Raw genomic sequence first — 23,054 nt, forward strand, 5'->3', positions numbered from 1 at the left:
CAACGCGTTTGTCCGGATGAAACAGGATTCGACCGCCGCCTGTTCCGCCCCTATGCCCGCAGCCTGAAAGGGCAAATGGCGAAAGCGCGGATAAGTGGGAAAAGATACCGGCGCTTATCTGCGGAACACGCCGAGGGATTTTCCAAGGGGTGCGGCTGCCGCTATATCACGAAATCCAACAGGTAGAAATCTTCTTTGCCCACGCCGCATTCGGGGCATTTCCAGTCGTCGGGGATGTCTTCAAACTTTGTCCCGGGGGCGATGCCGTGTTCCGGGTCGCCGAGTTCTTCATCGTAAATCCAGCCGCAGGGGCCGCACATATATTGAGCCATTTGTGTTTCCTTGTTTGTACCGTGCTTTTTTGCAGCGGGCCGCCGGGGTTTGGTTCGGATGCCGTCTGAAGCGTGCCGCCGCATCTGTCCCGCCTTGGACGGTTTGTGCTTCAGACGGCATTTTCCGCCTGTTTATTTTGCGGCTTCGATTGCTGCTATTTCTTTGCAGAGGTGTTTGATTGCGGGGGTTACGATGGCGACAAACATCGCTTCGCCGACGCGCCTTTGGGCGGGACTCCGCATCAGGTAGCCTTTCGCGCCGGAATGCAGGGCGGCGGATTGCGCAGCGGCAAGGGCCAGTACGGCGGCGGCTTCGCGCAGCTTGAGGGTGGCGAGGTTGTCGGGCGTGTTGTCCCACGCCAATCCGGCGAGCCGTTCGGTTTCTGCCCACGCGCCGTCCAGCCTTGCTTTGAGGCTGTCGTAGCCGTCGTCGAGATAGCTGTTGACTTCGGCGTTGACGACGTTGACGAGGCGGATGATGCCGAGGCTGCCGTCAATCACGCCCGCGCCGATACCGATTTGCAGGAGGATGAAGCCTGCTTTGATGCTTTGGATGTAGCCGGCAAACTGTTCGGGCGCGGCGATGATGTCTTCGTCGGGAATAAATACGTCTTTGAAATTCAGGCTGAAGGTGTGCGTGCCTTCGAGGGCGCAAAATTCGGGGCAGTTTTGCAGGCTTACGCCTTCCCTTTGCCCGCCTGTGATGAACATGACGTAGCCGCCGCCGATTTGGGCGGTATTCGCCCAAATGTGGTCTTCGCCGATGTTGGACACCCACGGCAGCGCACCGTTGACTGTATAACCGCCCTCCACGCACTCGGCTTGAAGGTTGTGTTTTTCAATGCCGGCAAGGTGTTTGACGGTATTGGACATGCCCGCCAATACTTTGCCTTGCAGGATGTCGGCGAGGTATTTTTCTTTGACGACCCGGTTGGGCGTTTGGTGCAGATACCACGCGCAAGCCGCCTGACACCACGCGCTGAAGGAGGTCGCGCCGCATTCTTTGCCGATTTCGCGCAAGACGGCGATTCGTGTTGCCAAGCCTAAGCCGTTGCCGCCTTCGGCTTCTATACCGACTGCGCCGATTGCGCCGAGTTCGCGCATAAATGCTTCGGGGTAGTATCCTTTGCGGTCGATGTCGTCGACGAGGGGTTTGAGCTTGGTTTTGACGAGTTCGGCAACGTTGGCAAGCAGGGTTTGGGCGTTCATCTTTGTTCCTTAAGGTTTACGGGGGAATCGGGGGCGCGCCTGATGCGCGGCTGCTTTTCCTGCCGCTTGGCGGCTTGTTTTTGTTGAGGGGGTGTTTTTGAAAAACCGCCTGCATTCAGGCGGTTTTGTTTGCTTAGGCGTATGCCTGCAATTTGGGGTTGATTTCGGTTTGGGCGAGGTTGTTGGCGTAGTTGCACAAAGTTGCCAAGGCTACGCCCATTACGACTTCGACTGCCTGCTGCCGGTTGTAGCCCGCATCGAAAAATGCTTTGAGTTCGTCGTCGGATACTGCGCCTTTTTTCGCCATTACGGCTTGGGTAAAGGCGGCAAGCGCGCCGAGTTTGGCATCGTCAAATTCACCTGCCGCCAAAGCGCGGGCGGCATTGAGGGATTGCTCGGACAGGAGTTTTTTCAGGGTTGCGAGTTTGGTGTGCCCTGCCACGCAGAAGCTGCATTGGTTGGTGCGTGCGGCAATGATCTGGATGACTTCGACTTCGCCGGCGGTCAGGCTGTTGGCGGCGTTGAGCTTGCCGACTTCTTGGTAAAACGCCAAGGCTTCGGGGGCGTTTGCCAATACGCCGATGAGGTTGGGGATAAAGCCGTTGTTTTTGAGTACGGCCTCTACGCGCGGTTTGGCGGCTTCGGGGGCGGTTTCGAGGGTGTGTACGGTTAAACGTGCCATTTTCTTTCCTTGTTCGCAAATATTGGGGACGGGCGCATGGTACGCATTTCGGAACGGAATAGGAAAGACTGTGCCACAAACAAAAAGTTATAAGAAATGCCGCCTGAAGCCTTTCAGACGGCATTGCCGGGAAACACGCCTACCCGCCCCCGCGTCCGAAATATTGCGCCAATGCGGCTTGGGGGTTGGCGGCTTCGACTGTTTCGGGCAATTCGGTATAGCCGCGCGATAAAAGGTGGCGTGCATAAAGGCTGTTGCCCTTTGCGCCGAACCAGACGGAAACCGCCAAGCCCAATACGTTAAACGCCGAGTCTGTGGCGGGCGTGTCGCCGTAAACCAGTTGGGCAAACACCGCCAACACGAACATCGCGCCCGTCATCCCCAGCCCCAAACCCCACATTCTTTTGAAACACGCCCACAGCGTGCCGAACAAAAGACCCGGCCACGACCAGCCTTGTTTGACGGCTTGGGGCGGCAGGGCGGGATGGGTGTAGATTTTGTATGGTTTCATCGTGTTTCCTTTTCGGTTGAAACCCTGCCCTTTGGGAAGGTAGGATCAGACTTTATTTGTGAGACGCGCGCCCGTGTGCAGACATACGGCTTGAACATGCCCGTCGGGGAAGACAGATCCGACAATGCCGTCTGAACGGTGTTTTGCCTTCAGACGGCATTGCCTGCCTTCAAAGCGGACGCGCTTATTCCGCCCAGTTTTTCTTTTTGCTGGTTTTGCCGATACCCGGGTTGAAGCTGTTGGTCGGGTCGAGTTTGCGGTAAAACTGTTTGAGCGCGGGCTTGGCTTCATACAAATGGCCGACGTTGTGTTCGGCGGGATATTGCGCGCCGCGTTGGTCTAAGAGATGCAGCATTTCGTGTTCCAACGCCATACAGTCGTTGCCTTTTTTGATGATGTAATCCTGATGGAAAACGTGGCACATAAAATGCCCGTAATACAATTTATGGATGATTTTATTGTCGATTTCCGGCGGCAGTTTTTCAAACCAGTCGCGGTCGTCGCGGCGCAGGGCGATATCCAGCGCGACCAAGTCCTCCACTTCGTCGTCGTGCACGGAACGGTAGCGGATGGCGGCGGAGGCGACGGCGAAACGGTGCAGCATGGCGGCTTGGGTTTCTTCGGCGTTGCATTCGAAAAACGCGCCGCCGTGGTGTGAAAAATATTCTTTTAAGAACGCGCGCGCCTCATCCACGCCTTTTCCGCCCATTTTCAGAATCAGGTGGTGTTCGTATTTGTCGCGGTAATCGCGCATGGATTTGGGCAGGTGGTCGGGCAGGAATTTGCTGACGAACTGCATTGCCTTGTCGGAAAAATGTTTGGGCAGGAAGCTGACTTTTTTGCCGAACCTGTCCACGCGCGCCTTCAAGTCAAATAATTTCGGCAGTTGGTGCGTACCGAATTTTTTGATGACGTAGAACGTGTCTTTGCCGTACACGTCGGCAATGTCGAAAGCGTGGCGGTGGATGTATTCGCCGGAAACGGGCAGGCTTTCAAATTCGCCCAAGGCGGCGCGGCGGATGTCGGTCAGCTCGTTGATGTCGTTCGTGCCGATGTAGAACACGGCGGTTTGTTTTTCTTGCGGGAAGGTGTCCAAACGGACGGCAAAAACCATCAGCTTGCCCGCGCAGCCCGAGGCTTCGTAATGGCGGGCGGGGTCGGCATTGAAACGCGCGGCGGTCGGTTCGTCCACTTGGCGGACGTGTTCGCAATAGGCGTGGTCATGTCCTTTGCCCGCGTCTTGTTTGATGTCTTTTTTCTGATAATGATGACCTTGCAGGTTGGTCAGGATTTCTTCGGGCATGTCGCCCAAGTCTATGCCCAAGTGGTTGACCAGTTCCAACCTGCCCTCTTCGTTGATTTGGGCGAACAACGCCATTTCGGTGTAGGCCGGGCCGCGCTGTACCAACGCGCCGCCGGAGTTGTTGCACACGCCGCCTAAAACGGACGCGCCGATGCAAGAAGAGCCGATGACCGAATGCGGTTCTCGTCCCAAAGGTTTCAGCAGCAGTTCAAGCTGGTTCAGGGTCGAGCCGGGCAGGCAGACGACTTGTTCGTTGTTGTTGATGGTTTGGATGATGTTCATCCGCATGGTGTTCACAATCACGATGTCGCGGTCGTAATCGTTGCCGTCGGGGGTCGAACCGCCGGTCAGTCCGGTATTCGCCGCCTGCGTAATCACAATCACGTCCGCTTCGACGCAGGCCTGCAGAATTTTCCACATTTCCAAAATGCTTCCCGGGCGCACCACCGCCAACGCCTTGCCTTCGCCGAAACGGTAGCCTTGGCGGTATTGTTCGGTTTTCGCGGGGTCGGTGATGATGTATTTTTCGCCTACGGTTTGGGTCAGGCTGCCGATTAATTGCGAGGCGTTCATAACACTCTCCTATCGGGATAAGCGGCGGCGCAAATCCCGGTACGCCGCCGTATGTTCAATTTGGATATTTTGGTGCGGCAAGTTGCACGCTGCAAATTATTTTTGGTTAAAGAAATAATGTAATTTAATATTTTTGGCATTTGCCGCGTTTTCCAAATCGGCCTTGTCGCTTTCGCTATCGCCCGTCATATAGACACTGACATTATTTCCGACTTTCTTTGCATGGTTTAAGGAATAAAGTGCGGTCGCCTTATTAAACATTTGGCTGCCTCCCGCCACGCCGACGTTGATATTGTCCGCGCCGAGCATTTCAATCATATTTGATGCCGAAGGCGATCCGGATGTTTTAATCATTCCGACAGCCACCGCATCGGAAAGCGGGTTATTCGTCGCGGGAACCTGCACGACAACAGAGCGTTCTCCCTGCGGCATTTCAACCATCAACCGGCCGACATTGACACCTGTTGAACAAGCTGCAAGCATACCGGTGAGGGTTATCATTAGAAGTTTTTTCATTTGCCTACTCCTTTAGTCTTTAATCAAACCGCCCTGTTCGTCATATAACTTGAAATTGAACCATACTTCCATTTTTATGAAGCCGGTTCTTCATTGGCCTGTATGGATACATTGTAATGATGCGTTATGGCAAAGTAAAGGAAATGCCGTCTGAACGGCTTTCAGACGGCATCGGTGCGATACGGGAACGCCGGAACATCGAAGCTCCGGCGTTTCAAATAAGGCGGCGGGCCAAACCCCCGGCACTGGCGCATCGGAGTGGGCTGCTGGCTTCCGCCCCTGACCCGGTGTTCCGATTTGCCATGCGGGGAGACCCGCCTCAGAGAAACGGCATTATAACGGGTTTTCTGAAAAACTCAACCGTTTTGATACGGTCATACGCCGGAAACACCGCCTAAAATTTATATTTGATAATATTGTCAACAATTTCTCAAAGCGTTATTTTGTTTCTATAAGGGTATTTCCTGTTTCGGCATTGAAAAATATCAAAAATTGAACTACATTATCGCCTTTTCAAACCCGGCTGAAACCGACTTTTCAAACGGCATTCAAATAAAAACTGCCAAACACGGACACACCATGACCACGACTACCGCCCCGCAGCGTATTCGGGAAATCCCCTACAACTATACTTCCTACACCGACCGCGAAATCGTCATCCGCCTGCTGGGCGACGAGGCGTGGCACATTCTGCAGGACTTGCGCGGACAGCGCAAAACCGGGCGTTCGGCACGGATGCTGTTTGAAGTGTTGGGCGATATTTGGGTGGTCGTACGCAATCCGTATCTGGTCGATGATTTGCTGGAGCATCCGAAACGCCGCGCCGCGCTGGTGCGGGAAATGCGCCACAGGTTGAACGAAATCCGCAAACGCCGCGACGATAATCAGCAAGCGGATGTGTTGATTGCGGCGGCGGAAAAGGCAGTGGAGCGTTTTGACGGCAGCTTTGACGAAACGCGCCAAAAGCGGCGGCAGATTTTGGAGCGTTTGAGCAAAATTACCAAGCCGCACAATATTATGTTTGACGGGCTGGCGCGGGTAACACACGTTACCGATGCGACCGACTGGCGCGTCGAATATCCGTTTGTCGTCGTCAATCCCGACACGGAGGCGGAAGTCGCGCCTTTGGTGCGCGCCTTAATCGAGCTGGATTTGGTCATTATCCCGCGCGGCGGCGGTACGGGTTATACCGGCGGCGCGGTACCTTTGGACGCAAACAGCGCAGTCATCAATACCGAAAAACTCGACAAGCATCGCAGCGTCGAATACGTTGAGCTGGCAGGCTTGTACGGCAGACATCCGATTATCCGGTGCGGCGCGGGCGTGGTTACGCGGCGGGTGGAAGAAACCGCGCATCAGGCGGGCTTGGTGTTCGCCGTCGATCCGACTTCCGCCGACGCGTCCTGCGTGGGTGGTAATGTGGCGATGAATGCGGGCGGTAAAAAAGCCGTATTGTGGGGTACTGCCTTGGACAACCTCGCCTACTGGAACATGGTTAACCCTCAAGGCGAATGGCTGCGTATCGAACGCGTGCGCCACAATTTCGGCAAAATCCACGACGAAGAAACTGCCGTGTTCGACGTGCACACGCTGGATTCAGACGGCATCAACATCGTTAAAACCGAACGCTTGGAAATCCCCGGACACAAATTCCGCAAAGTCGGTTTGGGCAAAGACGTTACCGACAAATTTTTGAGCGGACTGCCCGGCGTGCAGAAAGAAGGTACGGACGGCATCATTACCGGCGTTGCCTTCGTATTGCACAAAATGCCGAAATACACGCGCACCGTGTGTATGGAGTTTTTCGGCACGGCCGCCACCGCCACGCCTTCTATCGTCGAAATCCGCGATTTTCTGCTCGCACACGACAGCGTGCGGCTGGCGGGTTTGGAGCATTTGGACTGGCGTTATGTCCGCGCCGTCGGCTACGCCACCAAAGCGGCGGGCAAAGGACGACCGAAAATGGTCTTGCTGGCGGACGTGGTTTCAGACGACGAAGCCGCCGTAGAGGCAGCCGCCGAACACATCTGCGAACTTGCCCGCGCCCGTGACGGCGAAGGCTTTATCGCCGTATCGCCCGAAGCGCGCAAAACCTTTTGGCTCGACCGCAGCCGCACCGCCGCCATCGCCAAACACACCAACGCCTTTAAAATCAACGAAGACGTGGTGATTCCGCTGGAGAGGCTGGGCGAGTATTCGGACGGCATCGAACGCATCAACATCGAGCTTTCCATCCAAAACAAACTCAAACTCTGTGCCGCTTTGGAGCAATATCTTTCGGGCAAACTCCCCATCGACAAAATGGGCACCGACCTGCCGACCGCCGAACTGTTGGGCGAACGCGGCAAACACGCCCTCGCCCACGTTGCCGCCGTCAAAGCGCGTTGGGACTGGCTGCTCGCCCATTTGGATGCGCCGCTTGCCGACTACAAATCACGCTACGGTACAGCCGTCCACGCCGCGCCCGAAGCCAAAGACGATGAAAGCTGCTTCACCGCCTTCCGCGATTTCCGCCTGCGCGTGTCTGTCAAAGCAGACGTAATGAAGCCGCTTGCCGAAATCTTCAGCGGCAAAACCGATACCAAAATTATCCAAGGCTTGGGCAAAATCCACGCCAAAACCGTACGCAGCCGCGTCTTTGTCGCCCTGCATATGCATGCCGGCGACGGTAACGTCCACACCAATATTCCGGTCAACTCAGACGATGCCGAAATGCTTCAGACGGCCTACCGTTCTGTGGAACGCATTATGAAAATCGCCCGTTCGCTCGGCGGCGTGATTTCCGGCGAACACGGCATCGGCATCACCAAGCTCGAATTCCTCACCGATGAAGATTTGCAACCGTTTTGGAACTACAAAAACCAAGTCGACCCCAAGCACACCTTCAACCGCCACAAACTGATGAAAGGTTCGGACTTACGCAACGCCTACACGCCGTCTTTCGAGCTGTTGGGCGCGGAATCGCTGATTATGGAAAAATCAGACCTCGGCACGATTGCCGATTCCGTCAAAGACTGCCTGCGCTGCGGCAAATGTAAACCCGTCTGCTCCACCCACGTTCCGCGCGCCAACCTGCTGTACAGCCCGCGCAACAAAATCCTCGGCGTGGGTTTGCTGACCGAGGCCTTCTTATACGAAGAACAAACCCGGCGCGGCGTTTCCGTCAAACATTTTGAAGAACTGATGGACATCGGCGACCACTGCACCGTGTGCCACCGCTGCGTCAAACCCTGCCCCGTCAACATCGACTTCGGCGACGTTACCGTAGCCGTCCGCAACTACCTTGCCGATTCCGGCCACAAACGCTTTGCGCCTGCGGCTTCAATGGGTATGGCGTTTTTGAACGCCACCGGTCCGAAAACCATCAAAGCCCTGCGCGCCGCGATGATACAGACCGGCTTCCCCGCGCAGAACTTTGCCTACAAAATCGGCAAGCTTCTTCCGATCGGCACGAAAAAGCAAAAAGCCGAACCCAAGGCAACCGTCGGCAAAGCCCCGATTAAAGAACAGGTTATCCATTTCATCAACCGCCCACTGCCCAAAAGCGTACCCGCCAAAACACCGCGCTCCTTATTGGGCATCGAAGACGGCAAAAGCATCCCCATCATCCACAACCCCGCCGCGCCCGAAGATGCCGAAGCCGTGTTCTACTTCCCCGGCTGCGGTTCGGAGCGTTTGTTCAGCCAAATCGGACTCGCCGTCCAAGCCATGCTCTGGCACGTCGGCGTACAAACCGTCCTGCCGCCCGGCTATATGTGTTGCGGCTATCCGCAAGACGCTGGCGGCAACAAGGCAAAAGCCGAAGAAATGAGCACCAACAACCGCGTCGCCTTCCACCGTATGGCGAACACCCTCAACTACCTCGACATCAAAACCGTCGTCGTCAGTTGCGGCACTTGTTACGACCAGCTTGAAAAATACCGCTTCGAGGAAATCTTCCCCGGCTGCCGCATCATCGACATCCACGAATACCTGCTCGAAAAAGGCGTGAAACTCGACGGCGTGAAAGGTCAGCAATACCTCTACCACGACCCCTGCCACACCCCGATTAAAACCATGAACGCCACCCAAATGGCCAGCAGCCTGATGGGGCAGAAAGTCGTTTTAAGCGACCGCTGCTGCGGCGAATCCGGTATGTTCGCCGTCAAACGCCCCGACATCGCCACACAGGTCAAGTTCCGCAAACAAGAGGAAATCGAGAAAAACCTCAAAGAGCTGCCGCAGGGCGAACCCGTCAAAATGCTGACCTCCTGCCCCGCCTGCCTGCAAGGACTGAGCCGCTATTCCGACGACAACAATATGCCTGCCGACTACATCGTCATTGAAATGGCGAAACACATCCTCGGCGAAAACTGGCTGGATGAGTTTGTAAAAAAAGCCAACAACGGCGGCGTAGAGAAAGTGTTGCTATAACAACGGACACGGAAATGCCGTCTGAACGCCGAAAGCCTTCAGACGGCATTGTTTGAATCAAATACCTACCCGAATCATGATTGACGGACAAACAACCGAACCCAAACAAAAAACCAGAATCATACCAGCCCCCATGCGGGGGCTGGTAGACGATGTGATGCGCGACCTGCTGACACGTATCGGCGGCTACGACGAATGCGTCAGCGAATTTGTACGCATTACCCATACCGTGCATTCACGATCCATATGGTTAAAATATGTCCCCGAAATCGCCAACGGAAACAAAACGTTTTCCGGCACGCCCTGCACCGTCCAACTTCTGGGCAGCGATGCGGACAATATGGCGGCAAACGCATTGGAAGCCGTCCGATTCGGCGCGGACAAAATCGATTTGAACTTCGGCTGCCCCGCGCCCACCGTCAACAAACACAAAGGCGGCGCAATTCTTCTGAAAGAGCCGGAACTGATATTCCACATCGTCAAAACGCTGCGCGGACGTTTGCCTGCACATATTCCGCTGACGGGGAAAATGCGGCTAGGCTATGAAGACAAAAGCCCTGCTTTGGAATGCGCCTGTGCGATTGCCGAAGGGGGCGCGTGCGGACTGACCGTGCACGCGCGCACCAAAGCCGAGGGCTACGAACCCCCGGCGCATTGGGAATGGATAAGGAAAATCCACGATACCGTCAATATTCCCGTTACCGCCAACGGCGACGTTTTCAGCCTGCAGGACTATATCGGCATCAAAACAATCAGCGGCTGCAACAGCGTGATGCTCGGTCGCGGTGCGGTCATCCGCCCCGATTTGGCGCGCCAAATCAAGCAATACGAGAACGGCGGACCGGTCAAAGACACGGATTTTGCCGAAGTTTCCACATGGATAGGGCAGTTTTTCGAGCTGTGCCTGACAAAAGAGGCAAACAACAAATACCCGATCGCCCGTCTTAAGCAATGGCTGGGCATGATGAAAAAAACGTTCGACCCGGCGCAAACGCTGTTCGACCGCGTCCGAACGGTTAAAGATGCGGATGAAGTGCGCCGAATCCTGAACGCATTTGAGCATGAGATGGATGTTTGATGTCTCCCGCGCTTCAAAGCAAATGCCGTCTGAAAACCTTTCAGACGGCATTTGTTATCTTTATTGCCGTTTTTCCCCTGCTTTCGGTGTATTTTTGTTTTTCAGTTTCGCCCCCAAACCCAAACGTTTTTCATAATCCGATTGCGGGGTATCGTCTTCCTGCATACCGAACGCGCCGGCATTGACCCACAGCGACAGCAGCGCGACGACAAAGGCGCAAAAGCCGATTACATACCAAAACATTGCCCCTCCAAATTTGTTAAAATCATATCAAATACAGTGCCGAATTTATCACAAGCGCACGAGCAAATAAATCTTCTGACCGCAGTATTTCATTCATTTACCTTGAAAACAAAAAAGGGCACCTGAAAATTTTGCGAAACTTTTCAGATGCCCTGCTTTGCCGAAAAACGTATCAGCCGCAGCAACCGCCTTCGCCGTGTCCGCCTTTTTTGTCGTTATCGACAATGGGCAGTTCGACTTTTTCGTTTGGTTTTTCTGCATTTTCGGGCCGGTCGTTGAGTTTGATTTTCGCGGTTTGGCTCATTTCCTTACCTCATTTGGAAAACGGTTTGAAAGATTCATTAATATAGCATGTTTAATCCGAATCTGAAAAGGGAAGCCGTATGCGAAATCCCGTCTGAAGCCCAATCAGGGCTTCAGACGGGATTTGCTATCTTTATTGCCGCTTTTCTTCCGTATCCGGATTTTTGTTTGGGGCTGAAGCAGATTGGCAGTCAGATTGCAATCGAAGAATGAAGGCAAGCCATCAAAAACAAAGCTATCCGCTTCACCGCCCCGATATTTAGAATTTGTGGCGCAGACCAACGGAGGCGGCATTAATTTGAGTGTAGTTGCCGATGCCGGTATTTCGTTTCAGCCAAGCGGCAGACATGATGGCGGAAGTGCGCTTGGAAAAATCGTAATCGACACCGGCGATGATTTGATCATAGCTGGTATGTTCGCGTTTCTGACTGCGTTCGACAAAGTCGAAACCATGGGCATAGCTGATGCGCGGGACTGTATTACCGAAGCGGTAGGAAGCAGTGGCGGCAATTTCGGTCGTACTGTTTTTGGTTTTGTCGGCATTTTCAGACAAATCCAACTGAGCCGCCAAGGCGAGATTCAAGCCGCTTCCTCATAGCCGCCCGTCAGGCGGTGTACCTGATGGTTTTTCAATGGATCGGTATCACTCGCTCTGCCGAGCAAGAACAAAAAGAAAGCATCATGCCCCTCATTGGCGTGTTTCGCATATTTAAGGGCATAATTTCCGAAAAAGCCGCCATTTTTGTAATTCAGACCGGCATAATACACATCCGACCCCGGCTTGCCGACAACAGCCGGAACTGGTTTCATCTGATTACTTTCCAGCGTGAAAGTAGCAGGCGTATAGGCGGACTTGCTGTTTTGACTCGGAACAAATTGAATGCTGCCGCTGAAACCGGAAAATCCGGGGGAATCGTAACGCACGGAAACCGGCATACCGTCGTGGCGTTTGAAAATACCCAATTGCGAAGCCACATTATTATTGCTGTCCCAAGGATCAATGGCTTTGCTGGCATCGCCAAACGGATTCGCAACGCGACCGGCGAGCGCCGTGCCGAATTCGCCTGCCAAGCCGATAAAGGATTCCCTGTTACCCCAACGGGTCGCGCCGCCGCCGGCAACGGATACGTCTTGCTCGAGCTGCCAAACAGCCTTCAGCCCGCCGCCCAAATCCCCACCCCCTTAAAGCCGATAAACGAGCCGAAATCACTGACTTTCGTCCTGATGCGGCTTTTGGCCTTAGTAACTGTATTGCCCGTTTGACCTTCTGAGGGTGGCTCGGTCAACTGCAGCCGGATGTTCCTGCCTTCCACACCAGCTTTGACTTCGCCGTACAGGCCGACATCGGCAACTGCCGCAAACGGCAGTGCGGACAATACGAGGGCGGTAAGTTTTTTTCGCATATCGGCTTCCTTTTGTAAATTTGCTAAAAACATCGGGCAAACACCCAATCAGTCTCCAATTACCCCCCCCGAAAAAAAACCATTTTTCGGAACAAATTTCGGGTAAATTTTGGGATTTTTATTTTGAAAAATAATATTTCAATATAAAACAATAAATTAACTTTTTTGAAAATGTTGCTTTCCCGCAACATGATTTAAATACAGACCTTGTCAAAGCCGATGCGGCGCAGACCCGGATGCCGTCTCGTTTTTTAAAACACCATAAAAAAACACACGCGGTGCTTTAATTTCCTGCGTGTGTCGAGTGTATCGAAATCAAGCCGAATCAAATATACCGGACTTCGATAATGCCGTATTCGCGTACGCCGCCCGGTGCCTGAACTTCCGCCGTATCCCCTTCTTCCTTGCCGATCAGGGCGCGGGCAATCGGAGAGCCGACATAGATTTTGCCCTGTTTGATGTCGGCTTCGTCTTCGCCGACAATTTGATAGGTAACGTGTTCTTCCGTTTCCAAATCTTCCAGCGTAACCGTCGTACCGAACACGATTTTGCCTTCGGCGTGGATTTCGGCCGGATTGATGATGTGGGCAACGGAAAGTTTGTGTTCCAACTCGGAAATGCGGCCCTCGATAAAACCTTGGCGTTCTTTGGCGGCTTCGTATTCGGCGTTTTCGGACAAATCGCCGTGCGATCTGGCTTCGGCAATCGCTTCGATCACTTCGGGACGCGCCACGCTTTTGAGCTGCTGCAATTCCTGTTTCAGCAATTCCGCACCGCGTACGGTCAGGGGGATTTTTTGCATCGGTCTTTTTCTCCATATTCCGGCACACCGGTTTGCGGCGGCAAGCATACCGCGTACCGTCTTGTTTTGTGCGTCCGGATATTAAAATAAAAATACAAGCCGCCCGGAAAATCGGCGGCTTGTCTGTCGTTGAACAGCGGCTATTCTACCAAATTCTATGAAATTGGCAATCGTGCCGTGCCGCCGGCAAACGCGCTATGTCCGCAACAAAAGCCGAAAATATGCCGGCAAAAAAATTTTAGAAACAAAAAATTTAAAAAAAATCAATTTTCGGCATAAAAAACCAAATTCACGTACTTTAAAACCGAAAATGCCAAACCTGAGATTTTCCAGACGGCATTTGCACCAGTATAATGCAGGCTGTTTTTATCTTTATATTTACGTTTTGCCATGACCGAATCCGTCCGCCTCCCCGCCGCCTCGCTCAAACCTTCCACCGTCGCCCTGCCCGGCTCCAAAAGCATCAGCAACCGCACCCTGCTGCTCGCCGCCCTGTCCGACAATGTTTGCGAAATCCATTCCCTGCTCAAATCCGACGATACCGACCGTATGCTCGAAGCACTCGATAAACTCGGCGTTCAAATCGAACATCTTGCCGAAGGCCGTCTGAAAGTACACGGCACGGGCGGACGCTTCCCCAACCGCTCTGCCGATTTGTTTTTGGGCAACGCGGGCACGGCGTTCCGTCCGCTGACCGCCGCGCTGGCCGTTTTGGGCGGCGATTATCATCTGCACGGCGTGCCTCGTATGCACGAACGCCCCATCGGCGATTTGGTCGATGCGTTGCGGATTGCCGGCGCCGATGTCGAATATCTCGGCAACGAACACTATCCGCCGCTTCATATCGGCAAACGTGAAGACTGCGGCGAGCGCGTGATTCCGATTAAAGGCAATGTGTCCAGCCAGTTTCTGACCGCCCTCTTGATGGCGCTGCCGCTGACCGGGCAGGCGTTTGAAATCCGTATGGTCGGCGAGTTGATTTCCAAGCCCTATATCGACATTACTTTGAAACTGATGGCGCAATTCGGCGTACAGGTTGCCAATGAAGGCTACCGCGTTTTCAAAATCCCTGCCGATGCGCACTATCACGCACCCGAACACTTGCACGTCGAAGGCGATGCCTCCGGCGCGTCCTACTTCCTCGCAGCCGGTTTGATTGCCGCCACGCCCGTCCGCGTTACCGGCATCGGCGCAAACAGCATACAGGGCGATGTCGCCTTTGCCCGCGAACTGGAAAAAATCGGTGCGGACGTGGTTTGGGGCGAAAACTTCGTCGAAGTCTCGCGCCCGAAAGGACGCGCCGTCCAAGCCTTTGATTTGGATGCGAACCATATCCCCGATGCCGCGATGACCCTCGCCATCGTCGCGCTTGCCACAAGGCAAACCTGCACGCTTCGCAACATCGGTTCGTGGCGCGTTAAGGAAACCGACCGCATCGCCGCAATGGCGAACGAGTTGCGCAAACTCGGTGCAAAAGTCGTCGAAGAAGCCGAAGCGATTCACATTACCCCGCCCGAAACGCCGACACCCGATGCCGTCATCGACACTTACGACGACCACCGCATGGCGATGTGTTTCTCGCTGATTTCGCTGTTGGGAGTACCCGTCGTCATCAACGACCCGAAATGCACCCATAAAACCTTCCCGACTTATTTTGAAGTGTTCTCATCACTGACCGAAACAGCGGAATAAGGCGGCAAAATGCCGTCTGAAACCCGAAAACAGGGCTTCAGACGGCATTTTGCCGCGATTCCGGCGCGGCGGGCGGCTCATTCTGTAAAAAACGTATGCGCTCCAAGGTAGTTTTTGGCGTAAAACGGTGTGGAGAGTTTTTCGGTTTTGATGGTTTTGCCGCTGCCGGGGGCATGGATGAATTCGCCGTTGCCGATGTAGAGTCCGACGTGTGAGTAGCGGTGTGCGCCGCCGGTGTTGAAGAATACGAGGTCGCCGGCCTTGAGGCGGCTGTCGGGGATTTTGCGGCTTGCCGCCGCCATGTCGCGGGCGGTGCGCGGCAGCTTGACGTTGAGGGCGTTTTTGTAAACGAATTGAATCATGCCGCTGCAGTCGAAGCCGGTTGCGGTGCTGCTGCCGCCCCATTTGTAGGGCGTGCCGATGAGTCCGAGGCTGTGGAGCATGAGTTCCTGCGAGCCTTGTGTGCGGCCGATGTGGCTGATGCGGACGGCTTGGATTTGCCGGACTGTCTGTTTGGGTTTCGGTTGGCGGTGTTTGCCGGAGGTCGTGCCGCATGAGGCGAGGAGCAGTGCGCCGAGACAGAGGAAAAGGGTTTTGTCGGGGGAAAACATGGTTTTTTCCTTTGCGGGTTCGGATATGCCGTCTGAAGGTGTTTCAGACGGCATTTCTATAATAAACCTTCGATGGGCAGCAGGGATAGGATTTTTGCGGCGATGCGTTTCCAAAGTTTGGCTTCGGGTTCGTTCGGGTAGGTTTTTCGGGTGGCGGGATCGTGCCATTGCAGGCGGTTGTGTTTGTCGAGGGTAACGCGGTAGGCGTATTCGGGTGTGGTATCGGCGAGGGTGCGCTCCATCTGTTCTGCGATTTTGGGGCTTTCGATGACGACGCCCATTTCGGTATTGAGCCGTGCGGAACGGGGGTCGAGGTTGAATGAGCCGATGAAGATGCGTTTGCCGTCCACAATGAAGGTTTTGGCATGCAGGCTGGTTACGGAGCTGCCGGTCAGGCCTTTGTCTTTTGTGGCGGGGACGGCATGGTTGGGTTGCAGCTCGTAGAGTTTGATGCCGGCTTTGAGCAGCGGTTTTCGGTATTTGACGTAGCCGGAATGGACGGCGGCAACGTCGGTCGCCTGTAGCGAGTTGGTCAGGACGGTAACGTCTATGCCGTCCTGCACCAGTTTTGCCAGTGCGTCTGTGCCGGATTTTGTAGGGACGAAATAGGGTGAAACCAGATAGACGCTTTTTTCGGGCTGTTTGAGCGCGTCTTGCAGCCTCCCGGCAATCGGCGGTTTGCGGCGGTCGCGGTCGAGTCCTTTTGCAGGGTTGTCGCTGATCAGGCGGGTTTGGACGCTCTGCCAGTCGATGCGTCCCGTCTGTATTTTTTGGTAGAGGGGCGACTGTTCGACGGTTTCGCGGTAGCGCAGGAGCGCGTGTCTGGATGTTTCGTCGTTGTATCCGAGTGCTTGAAGACCCTTGCCGATGTTGCCGCTGCGGATGATGCGCGTGGCGTTGTGGGCGGAATGGCTTGCCCAGTAGCGGTCGAAGTCGTGCGATACTTCGCCGACGACGCTGCCGGTGGCGAGGATGTCCAGGTCGGCGAAAACGGTGTCCTCACCGACTTTGAAGTATTCGTCGCCGATATTGCGTCCGCCGAGTATGGTGGCGCGGTTGTCGGCGGTAAAGGATTTGTTGTGCATGCGGCGGTTGAGGCGGGGGAAGTCGGTCAGGTAGCCGAGTGCGCGCCATTTGCGTAGGACGAAGGGGTTGAACAGGCGCACTTCGATATTGGGATGGCTGTCGAGGGCGAGCAGGAGATCGTCCAACCCGCGCGTGTTGTTGTCGTCCAACAGCAGGCGTACGCGCACGCCGCGTTCTGCGGCAAGGTACATGAGGTTGAACAGCAGCCTGCCGGAAATGTCGTTGCGCCAAATGTAGTATTGCAAATCGAGGCTGTGTTCGGCAGATTCGATAAGGGCGGCGCGGGCGGCAAAGGCTTCGTGGGGGTCGTCGAGCAGGTAGATGTCGGATAGCCCGTTGTTATGAGGGGTGTGCCGGATTTGCAGGATGTTGTCCAGGAGGACAGGTTTGGAAGTATTGAAATGACGGCTTTCCGTCCGTTCTTCCAGTGGGGGCAACCATGAAGAACATGAACAGAGAAGGAGGCATAAAAGGGAAATGAGGCTGCGTGTTTTCATCGGGGATATAGTTTCAGACGGCATTGCCTGTATTTTGGGGTCTGTATGCATTGAAATGAAGCATCATAATCTAAAGGTTGGAATGGGTAAAAGTTTTGTCGGGATGCGGGGTTAAGGCCGCGTGCCTCTTGTCAGGTTTGCACCGTCTGAAACGTGCAGACGCTTAAAAACCAACGACGAGGCAAGGGTGATGCCGCCGATACTGAGCAGGGTCATACGGAAGGCGAAATGCAGACCTGAAGAAGCCGGTATCAGAAATGTCCAGTTTTTAAGGATTAATGCGCCGGCAACAATGCCCACGCTGATGGCAAGCTGTTGGTTGACCGCCATCAGGCTGTTGCCGCTGCCGGTCTGTTGCGGGCGCAAATCGGCGAGGGTCAGTGTGTTCATGGCAGAAAACTGTAGGGAGTTGCATGCGCCGATCGCCAGCGAGAGGAAAATCCAAATCCACAGCGGCGAGTTTCCGTCAGGCAGGGCGAGCAGCATGATGAAGGCGGCAAGCAGCTTGGTGTTCCAAAGCAGTACCGTGCGGTAGCCGAAACGTTTCATGAGCGGTGCAATCAGCGGTTTGACCAGCAGCGAAGACAGGGCGACGGGTGCGACCAGCCAGCCCGACAGGCTTGCGCCGAAGCCGAAAGCGACTTGAAACATCAGGGGCATCAGAAAAGGAATCGAGCTGATGCCGAGACGGCTGAACAGATTGCCCGCCAGTCCCAAACGGAAGGTGCGTATCAGAAACAGGTCGGCGGAATAAATCGGTTTGGACGCGGTTTTCATATGTCGGAAATAACGGCGTGCAAACAGCAGTCCGCCGCACAGCGGTAACAGTGCAAAATACGGAGGCAGCGCGTGCGACAGGCTTTCTGCCGCAAGCAGCAGCAGGCAGGCGGCAACGGAAAAGGTCAGATAGCCTTTGAAATCCAGAGCGGTATCGTTGCCTTTGACATCGGGCATGATGTTGCGTCCCAATATGAAACCCAGCAGACCGATGGGCAGGTTGAGCAGGAAAATCCAGTGCCACGAAGCGTATTCGACCAGATAACCGCCCGCCAGAGGTCCCAACGCAGGGCCGATCAGTGCAGGCATGACCGCATAATTGATGGCGTTGAGCAGCTTCGATTTTTCATATACACGCAAGATGGTCAGACGCGGTATCGGAACCAGCATCGAACCGCCGATCCCCTGAACGACACGGGAAAGCGTCAATTCAAACAGCGAACCCGATGCGGCGCACAATGCCGATCCGAGCATAAAAACGGCAATCGAACCGAAAAAGACTTTTTTCGTTCCGAACTTGTCCGCCAAATAACCGCTCAAAGGAATCAGCAGGGCAACCGTCAGCGTATAGGCAACGACTGCCTGTTGCATATCCGGAGGCGATTCGTTCAGGTCGGCGGCAATTTCGGGCAGTGCGGTATTTAAAATGGTCGCATCCAACATCTGCATAAAAATGGCAATTGCCAGCAGAAGCGGCAGCCAAGGGGATGGTGCGCGGGCGGACAGGGTGTTTTTTTCCATAGGGTGATTGTACCCCATCCTTGTGCCGTTATTGTTTTCAGATGCTGTCTGAATGCCGGCAGAGTCGGCATCCTGAATGTTCACAAGCAAACGAATCGGCATTGCATTGTAATGATAATTATTATCGAAAATCATCAGAGTAAGGTACAGTAAGCGTTATGGGGCAGTTTGTAAGAAAAACCGGATTATTTTTTAAAATTAGACTTGACCCGCAACGGTCAATTACTTAAAGTAAACGCTTACCTTTCTACAGAAAAAACGGGTTTCCCGTTATCAAAAAATATGAGCGCAACCATTCCCCCAAAAATCATCCGATACGACAGCAATCCGACAGATGTCTATTTTTTCGGCACTTGCGTCCTTGATCTTTTTATGCCCGAAGCAGGCATGGATGCCATTGCCCTAATCGAGCAGCAGGGCATACGCGTCCATTTCCCGATGGCGCAAAGCTGCTGCGGTCAGCCTGCCTATTCATCCGGCCATCCGACCGAAGCCTTCGATGTCGCCAAAGCGCAACTCGACCTTTTCCCCGAAAACTGGCCGATTGTCGTACCGTCCGGCTCATGCGGCGGCATGATGAAACATCACTGGCCTACCCTGTTTAAAAATACAGAATACGAATCCAAAGCGGTTGATTGTGCCAACCGTATCATTGAGTTTACTCATTTCTTGCTTGCCATCGGCTACAAGCCTGAAGACAAAGGCGAGCCAGTCAAAGTCGCCGTTCACACTTCCTGTGCCGCCCGCCGAGAAATGAATGTCCATCTTTCAGGCTGGCAGTTGATTGACGGTATGGAAAACGTCGAACGCATCGTCCACGACCACGAAAGCGAGTGTTGCGGCTTCGGCGGCACATTCTCCGTCAAACAAGCCGATATTTCCGGCGCGATGGTAACCGACAAAGTTGCCGCGCTGAAAGAAACCGGCGCAACCGAAATCATCAGCGCGGACTGCGGCTGTATGATGAACATCGGAGGCAAAATCGCCAAGGACGAGCCGGATATGCCGCGTCCGAAGCATATCGCATCCTTCTTGTTGGAACGCACCGGAGGCAAAGTATGAGCGCGCGCGAAAATATTTTGGCAAAACTGAAAAAAGCCGGCGCATTGCCGATGGAAGAGCCTGCGGTTTTTGATTATTACCGCGAAAAGGGCGTTTCTTGGGACAGCGAAGCCGAGCGTCTGAAACATTGGGCTGCCGCCATGCGCGCGGTCAAAACCGAAATCTATTGGGTGACGAAAAGCAATTGGATGCAGGTTTTCCGCGAAGCGGCAGAAGGCAAGGGTTTAAAAAACATCCTGCTGCCCTTGGCGACCGAACACGGACAAATTGCCCGTGCCGCATTGGCGGGCAGCAATATCGACCCGATTGCCTTCGAGCGCGAAATCGATACTTGGAAAACCGAGTTTTTCACGAACATCGATGCAGGCTTCAGCGGCGCGCAATGCGGCATCGCCCGCACCGGCACGCTGATGCTGTTTTCCAGCCCTGAAGAACCGCGTACTTTGAGCCTCGTTCCGCCCGTGCATTTCTGCCTGTTCGATACGTCCAAGATGTACAACGAGTTTCACAACGCCGTCGAAGGCGAAAAACTGGTGGAAAACGGTATGCCGACCAATGTATTCCTGATTTCCGGCCCGTCCAAAACCGCAGACATCCAGTTGACGCTCGCTTACGGTGCGCACGGTCCGCGTGATTTGGTCATCCTCGCCATTTTGCCCGACCACATTTCCCCTGCCGATTTGGAGGAAAACGCATGACTACGCAAACCATCAAGTTCCACATGAAGCCGGAAACTTTCAAACAAAACGCCGCAATTTCCCTTCAAGACAAGCCCTTGCGTAAAAGCCTGCGTACCGCGATGGATATGCTGATGACCAAGCGCAAAGCCGTTTTGACCGACGAAGAAGAGTTGCAAAGCCTGCGCGATTTGTGCGAACACATCCGTCAGCGTTCCCTCTCCAAATTACCCGCGCTGCTGGAGCAGTTGGAAGAAAACCTGACTAAGTTGGGCGTGAAAGTACACTGGGCGGAAACCCCTGCCGAAGCCTGCCAAATTATCCACGACATCATCACAGCCAAAAACGGCAAGCTGATGGTCAAAGGCAAATCCATGGTCAGCGAAGAAATCGAGCTGAACCATTATCTTGAAGCAAAAGGCATTAAGGCGGTGGAAAGCGACTTGGGCGAGTTTATCGTCCAAATGGCAGGCGAAAAACCGACCCATATCGTGATGCCCGCAATCCATAAAACCAAAGAACAGGTCAGCGAACTGTTCCACCAAAACCTCGGCACACCGCTTACAGACGACGTGGACCAACTGACCGGATTCGCCCGCAAAGCCCTGCGCGATATTTACAGCACTGCCGATGTCGGCTTGAGCGGCGTAAACTTCGCCGTTGCCGAAACGGGCACGCTGTGTCTGGTCGAAAACGAAGGCAACGGCCGCTTGAGTACTACCGTTCCGCCCGTACATATCGTCATTACGGGTATTGAAAAAGTTGTCGCCAAGCTGTCTGATGTTCCGCCTTTGTACAGTCTGCTGCCGCGTTCCGCCATCGGTCAGAACATTACCACTTATTTCAATATGATTACCGGCCCGCGCCGCAGTGAAGAATTAGACGGTCCGCAGGAAATGCACTTGGTTTTGCTCGACAACGGCCGCAGCCAAGCTTATGCCGAAGACCAAATGCGCCGCACCCTGCAATGTATCCGTTGCGGCGCGTGTATGAACCATTGCCCGGTTTATACACGCATCGGCGGCGCGGCATACGGCACAACCTATCCCGGTCCGATTGGCGAGATTATTTCCCCGCACCTGTTGGGTCTTGATGCCACCCGCGACCTGCCGACCGCCTGCACGATGTGCGGCGCGTGCGTGGAAGTTTGTCCGGTACGCATCCCGATTACCGAACAAATGCAACGTTTGCGCGTTGAAGCACAACGTTCGCCGACCGAAACCGTGCCGCACCCCATCCGAGGGCAAGGCGCATCGCATACCTTCGGCGAACAAATGGCGTGGCGCACATTCAACGGTATTTTCAGCGGTAGCAAAACCTACCGCGCCTTCGGTTGGGCAGCCACCAAGTTCCGCAATCTGACCCCGCGCAAACAGTTGGGTTGGACGCAAAACCGCGTACCGATGAAACCGGCGAAGAAAACCCTGCACGAACTGATGGCGGAAAAAATGCGCCAAAAAGAACAGGCATAAAAAGTTGTTCGCAAAAATACCGTCTGAAACCCGAAAACAGGGCTTCAGACGGCCTGAAAAGCAGCCTGAACGCGCAAAAATAAATAATGAAACGGAATGCTAAGACGCTTTCAGGCAGCCTGACATTAAGGCTGCTTAAAAGCGTCTTTTAATCGTGCCACGGATTGAACACCGCGACATCGGCCGCAAAAAATGAGCCGGTATCACGCGTAGCAACTGTCAAACTGTGCTGTTTTGCAGTGGCGGCAATATAGCCGTCTGCGGCAGCAATCTCTTTGCCATGTGTTTTGGCATAGGAACGAATTTGCGCATAGATTGCGGCAACCGGTTCATCAAAAGGCAGAATCCGCCCCGCAAATAAAGGCAAAATGGATTGTTCCAAACGTTCGTGCAGCACATTCTTTTTCTTGCCATTGAGCAACAACGCCACACCCAAACGCAATTCTGCAACAGTAATGGCAGACAAATACACATCTTCCAATATCAAACTATCCAACCATGCCACCACACGTTCATTGGGTTGTGGGCGCAAAGGTTCGGAAATCACATTCGTGTCCAGCAAAATCATCACAAAGAAACCTCGTTATCAGTATTACGACCGCGTACGTCTTCCAGCTCAACACCTCCGATTTCCTGCCCTATTGATGCCAACATTGACCCCAAACGTACAGTTTGTTGTGCTTTGGCGATGTTATCCAAAATTAAGCGGATTTCTGCTTCGGTACTGCGCCCTGCGGCTCGCGCACGGAATTTGATTGCGTTGTGCGTGGCCTCGGATAAATTTCTAATCACAACAGAAGCCATTGCCTTTCCTTCCTGAAAAAAGTTTTTCAAATGCTATCAAAATAAAAAAATGATAGCAATCTATTTTTTAACGCCTGCGGATGCCTGAAAATTCAGGTGGCCGCAGGCGTTTTTTTACATCTAAAAAAACGTCTCCCCTCCCTCTTTCTGATAAATAAAAAACAGTCGCTCTTGAACTGCACCCCAAAAAGTCGGACAGTTTAATCAAGCGGCTTTCAGGGACTGAATTCTGTACTGAACAGGGCTCAGTCCTTTTAATTTCAACTT

Annotated in this window: 22 protein-coding genes, 1 other RNA gene and 2 pseudogenes; 7 read left to right on the plus strand and 18 right to left on the minus strand. The window is 53.9% G+C overall.

Going from position 1 to position 23,054, the window contains the following annotated elements; all coding sequences use genetic code 11:
- A pseudogene (locus DFR77_RS14205) lies at window positions 1-135 on the plus strand (IS630 family transposase); the annotation flags it as partial.
- Window positions 136-161: 26 nt separating this feature from the next.
- Here DFR77_RS14205 and DFR77_RS10225 read toward each other — a convergent pair.
- The 7 genes from DFR77_RS10225 to ffs form a co-directional block, all read right to left on the minus strand.
- Complete coding sequence (locus DFR77_RS10225; RefSeq protein WP_003688501.1) at window positions 162-332, minus strand: rubredoxin; 171 nt, start codon at window positions 330-332, stop codon at window positions 162-164.
- Window positions 333-464: 132 nt separating this feature from the next.
- Window positions 465-1,541 (minus strand): acyl-CoA dehydrogenase family protein, encoded by a 1,077-nt coding sequence (locus DFR77_RS10230; protein ID WP_003693275.1) that lies wholly within the window; start codon window positions 1,539-1,541, stop codon window positions 465-467.
- A gap of 133 nt (window positions 1,542-1,674) precedes the next feature.
- Window positions 1,675-2,223, minus strand: a complete 549-nt coding sequence (locus DFR77_RS10235) for a carboxymuconolactone decarboxylase family protein (RefSeq protein WP_003693276.1) — start codon at window positions 2,221-2,223, stop codon at window positions 1,675-1,677.
- Window positions 2,224-2,362: 139 nt separating this feature from the next.
- Window positions 2,363-2,734 carry a DUF2628 domain-containing protein gene (locus DFR77_RS10240; RefSeq protein ID WP_003688492.1) on the minus strand — a complete coding sequence of 124 codons (372 nt, stop codon included), beginning with the start codon at window positions 2,732-2,734 and terminating at the stop codon, window positions 2,363-2,365.
- A 184-nt stretch (window positions 2,735-2,918) separates the two neighbouring features.
- A complete protein-coding gene (gene dld / locus DFR77_RS10245) occupies window positions 2,919-4,610 on the minus strand; it encodes a D-lactate dehydrogenase (RefSeq protein WP_003704106.1) in 1,692 nt (563 codons plus the stop codon).
- Window positions 4,611-4,706: 96 nt separating this feature from the next.
- Window positions 4,707-5,126, minus strand: a complete 420-nt coding sequence (locus DFR77_RS10250; protein WP_003688487.1) for a hypothetical protein — start codon at window positions 5,124-5,126, stop codon at window positions 4,707-4,709.
- 222 nt (window positions 5,127-5,348) lie between these two features.
- Window positions 5,349-5,445: signal recognition particle sRNA small type (gene ffs, locus DFR77_RS10255), an RNA gene on the minus strand.
- A 260-nt stretch (window positions 5,446-5,705) separates the two neighbouring features.
- Here ffs and DFR77_RS10260 point away from each other — a divergent pair.
- Window positions 5,706-9,539, plus strand: coding sequence for a DUF3683 domain-containing protein (locus tag DFR77_RS10260; RefSeq protein WP_020996835.1), 3,834 nt, complete (start codon window positions 5,706-5,708; stop codon window positions 9,537-9,539).
- 76 nt (window positions 9,540-9,615) lie between these two features.
- Window positions 9,616-10,617 carry a tRNA dihydrouridine synthase gene (locus tag DFR77_RS10265; RefSeq protein ID WP_003688483.1) on the plus strand — a complete coding sequence of 334 codons (1,002 nt, stop codon included), beginning with the start codon at window positions 9,616-9,618 and terminating at the stop codon, window positions 10,615-10,617.
- A 60-nt stretch (window positions 10,618-10,677) separates the two neighbouring features.
- On the opposite strand, the gene DFR77_RS10270 is transcribed toward DFR77_RS10265, so the two are convergent.
- The 5 genes and pseudogenes from DFR77_RS10270 to DFR77_RS14440 all read right to left on the minus strand — a co-directional run bounded on the left by DFR77_RS10270 (window position 10,678) and on the right by DFR77_RS14440 (window position 13,760).
- Window positions 10,678-10,860, minus strand: coding sequence for a hypothetical protein (locus tag DFR77_RS10270; protein ID WP_003688481.1), 183 nt, complete (start codon window positions 10,858-10,860; stop codon window positions 10,678-10,680).
- A 172-nt stretch (window positions 10,861-11,032) separates the two neighbouring features.
- Window positions 11,033-11,164 carry a hypothetical protein gene (locus DFR77_RS14435; protein ID WP_113852123.1) on the minus strand — a complete coding sequence of 44 codons (132 nt, stop codon included), beginning with the start codon at window positions 11,162-11,164 and terminating at the stop codon, window positions 11,033-11,035.
- A 258-nt stretch (window positions 11,165-11,422) separates the two neighbouring features.
- A pseudogene (locus tag DFR77_RS10285) lies at window positions 11,423-12,566 on the minus strand (porin).
- Window positions 12,567-12,891: 325 nt separating this feature from the next.
- Window positions 12,892-13,368 carry a transcription elongation factor GreA gene (gene greA, locus DFR77_RS10290; protein WP_003693280.1) on the minus strand — a complete coding sequence of 159 codons (477 nt, stop codon included), beginning with the start codon at window positions 13,366-13,368 and terminating at the stop codon, window positions 12,892-12,894.
- 263 nt (window positions 13,369-13,631) lie between these two features.
- Window positions 13,632-13,760 carry a hypothetical protein gene (locus tag DFR77_RS14440; RefSeq protein WP_003698358.1) on the minus strand — a complete coding sequence of 43 codons (129 nt, stop codon included), beginning with the start codon at window positions 13,758-13,760 and terminating at the stop codon, window positions 13,632-13,634.
- Here DFR77_RS14440 and aroA point away from each other — a divergent pair.
- Window positions 13,759-15,060 carry a 3-phosphoshikimate 1-carboxyvinyltransferase gene (gene aroA, locus DFR77_RS10300; protein ID WP_003697017.1) on the plus strand — a complete coding sequence of 434 codons (1,302 nt, stop codon included), beginning with the start codon at window positions 13,759-13,761 and terminating at the stop codon, window positions 15,058-15,060. The genes DFR77_RS14440 and aroA overlap by 2 nt on opposite strands.
- A gap of 77 nt (window positions 15,061-15,137) precedes the next feature.
- Here the strand turns inward: aroA and DFR77_RS10305 are convergent, their stop codons facing one another.
- The 3 genes from DFR77_RS10305 to DFR77_RS10315 form a co-directional block, all read right to left on the minus strand.
- Window positions 15,138-15,671 carry a C40 family peptidase gene (locus DFR77_RS10305; protein WP_010358242.1) on the minus strand — a complete coding sequence of 178 codons (534 nt, stop codon included), beginning with the start codon at window positions 15,669-15,671 and terminating at the stop codon, window positions 15,138-15,140.
- Window positions 15,672-15,727: 56 nt separating this feature from the next.
- The gene (locus DFR77_RS10310) at window positions 15,728-17,254 is read right to left on the minus strand and encodes a phospholipase D family protein (protein WP_010358244.1); all 1,527 of its coding nucleotides are present in this window, start codon (window positions 17,252-17,254) and stop codon (window positions 15,728-15,730) included.
- A gap of 111 nt (window positions 17,255-17,365) precedes the next feature.
- Window positions 17,366-18,907: an MDR family MFS transporter gene (locus DFR77_RS10315; protein WP_003693283.1), complete on the minus strand. Its 1,542-nt coding sequence runs from the start codon at window positions 18,905-18,907 to the stop codon at window positions 17,366-17,368.
- 147 nt (window positions 18,908-19,054) lie between these two features.
- Between DFR77_RS10315 and DFR77_RS10320 the strand changes: the two genes are divergently transcribed.
- The 3 genes from DFR77_RS10320 to DFR77_RS10330 are packed head-to-tail and all read left to right on the plus strand — an operon-like array spanning window position 19,055 to window position 21,983.
- On the plus strand, window positions 19,055-19,834 hold the full coding sequence (locus tag DFR77_RS10320) for a (Fe-S)-binding protein (RefSeq protein ID WP_003688416.1): 780 nt from the start codon (window positions 19,055-19,057) through the stop codon (window positions 19,832-19,834).
- Complete coding sequence (locus DFR77_RS10325; protein WP_003688414.1) at window positions 19,831-20,532, plus strand: LutC/YkgG family protein; 702 nt, start codon at window positions 19,831-19,833, stop codon at window positions 20,530-20,532. Before DFR77_RS10320 ends, DFR77_RS10325 begins: the two co-directional genes overlap by 4 nt.
- Complete coding sequence (locus DFR77_RS10330) at window positions 20,529-21,983, plus strand: LutB/LldF family L-lactate oxidation iron-sulfur protein (RefSeq protein WP_003688412.1); 1,455 nt, start codon at window positions 20,529-20,531, stop codon at window positions 21,981-21,983. Before DFR77_RS10325 ends, DFR77_RS10330 begins: the two co-directional genes overlap by 4 nt.
- A 148-nt stretch (window positions 21,984-22,131) precedes the next feature.
- Here DFR77_RS10330 and fitB read toward each other — a convergent pair whose 3' ends face one another.
- The 3 genes from fitB to DFR77_RS14745 form a co-directional block, all read right to left on the minus strand.
- Window positions 22,132-22,551, minus strand: coding sequence for a type II toxin-antitoxin system toxin FitB (fitB, locus tag DFR77_RS10335; protein WP_003691083.1), 420 nt, complete (start codon window positions 22,549-22,551; stop codon window positions 22,132-22,134).
- On the minus strand, window positions 22,551-22,787 hold the full coding sequence (gene fitA / locus DFR77_RS10340) for a type II toxin-antitoxin system antitoxin FitA (RefSeq protein ID WP_003688410.1): 237 nt from the start codon (window positions 22,785-22,787) through the stop codon (window positions 22,551-22,553). Before fitA ends, fitB begins: the two co-directional genes overlap by 1 nt.
- Window positions 22,788-22,854: 67 nt before the next feature.
- The coding region (locus DFR77_RS14745) for a hypothetical protein (RefSeq protein WP_211305725.1) at window positions 22,855-23,054 on the minus strand (200 nt) is incomplete at its 5' end.

It is taken from the genome of Neisseria gonorrhoeae (assembly GCF_003315235.1).
Lineage (GTDB): Bacteria > Pseudomonadota > Gammaproteobacteria > Burkholderiales > Neisseriaceae > Neisseria > Neisseria gonorrhoeae.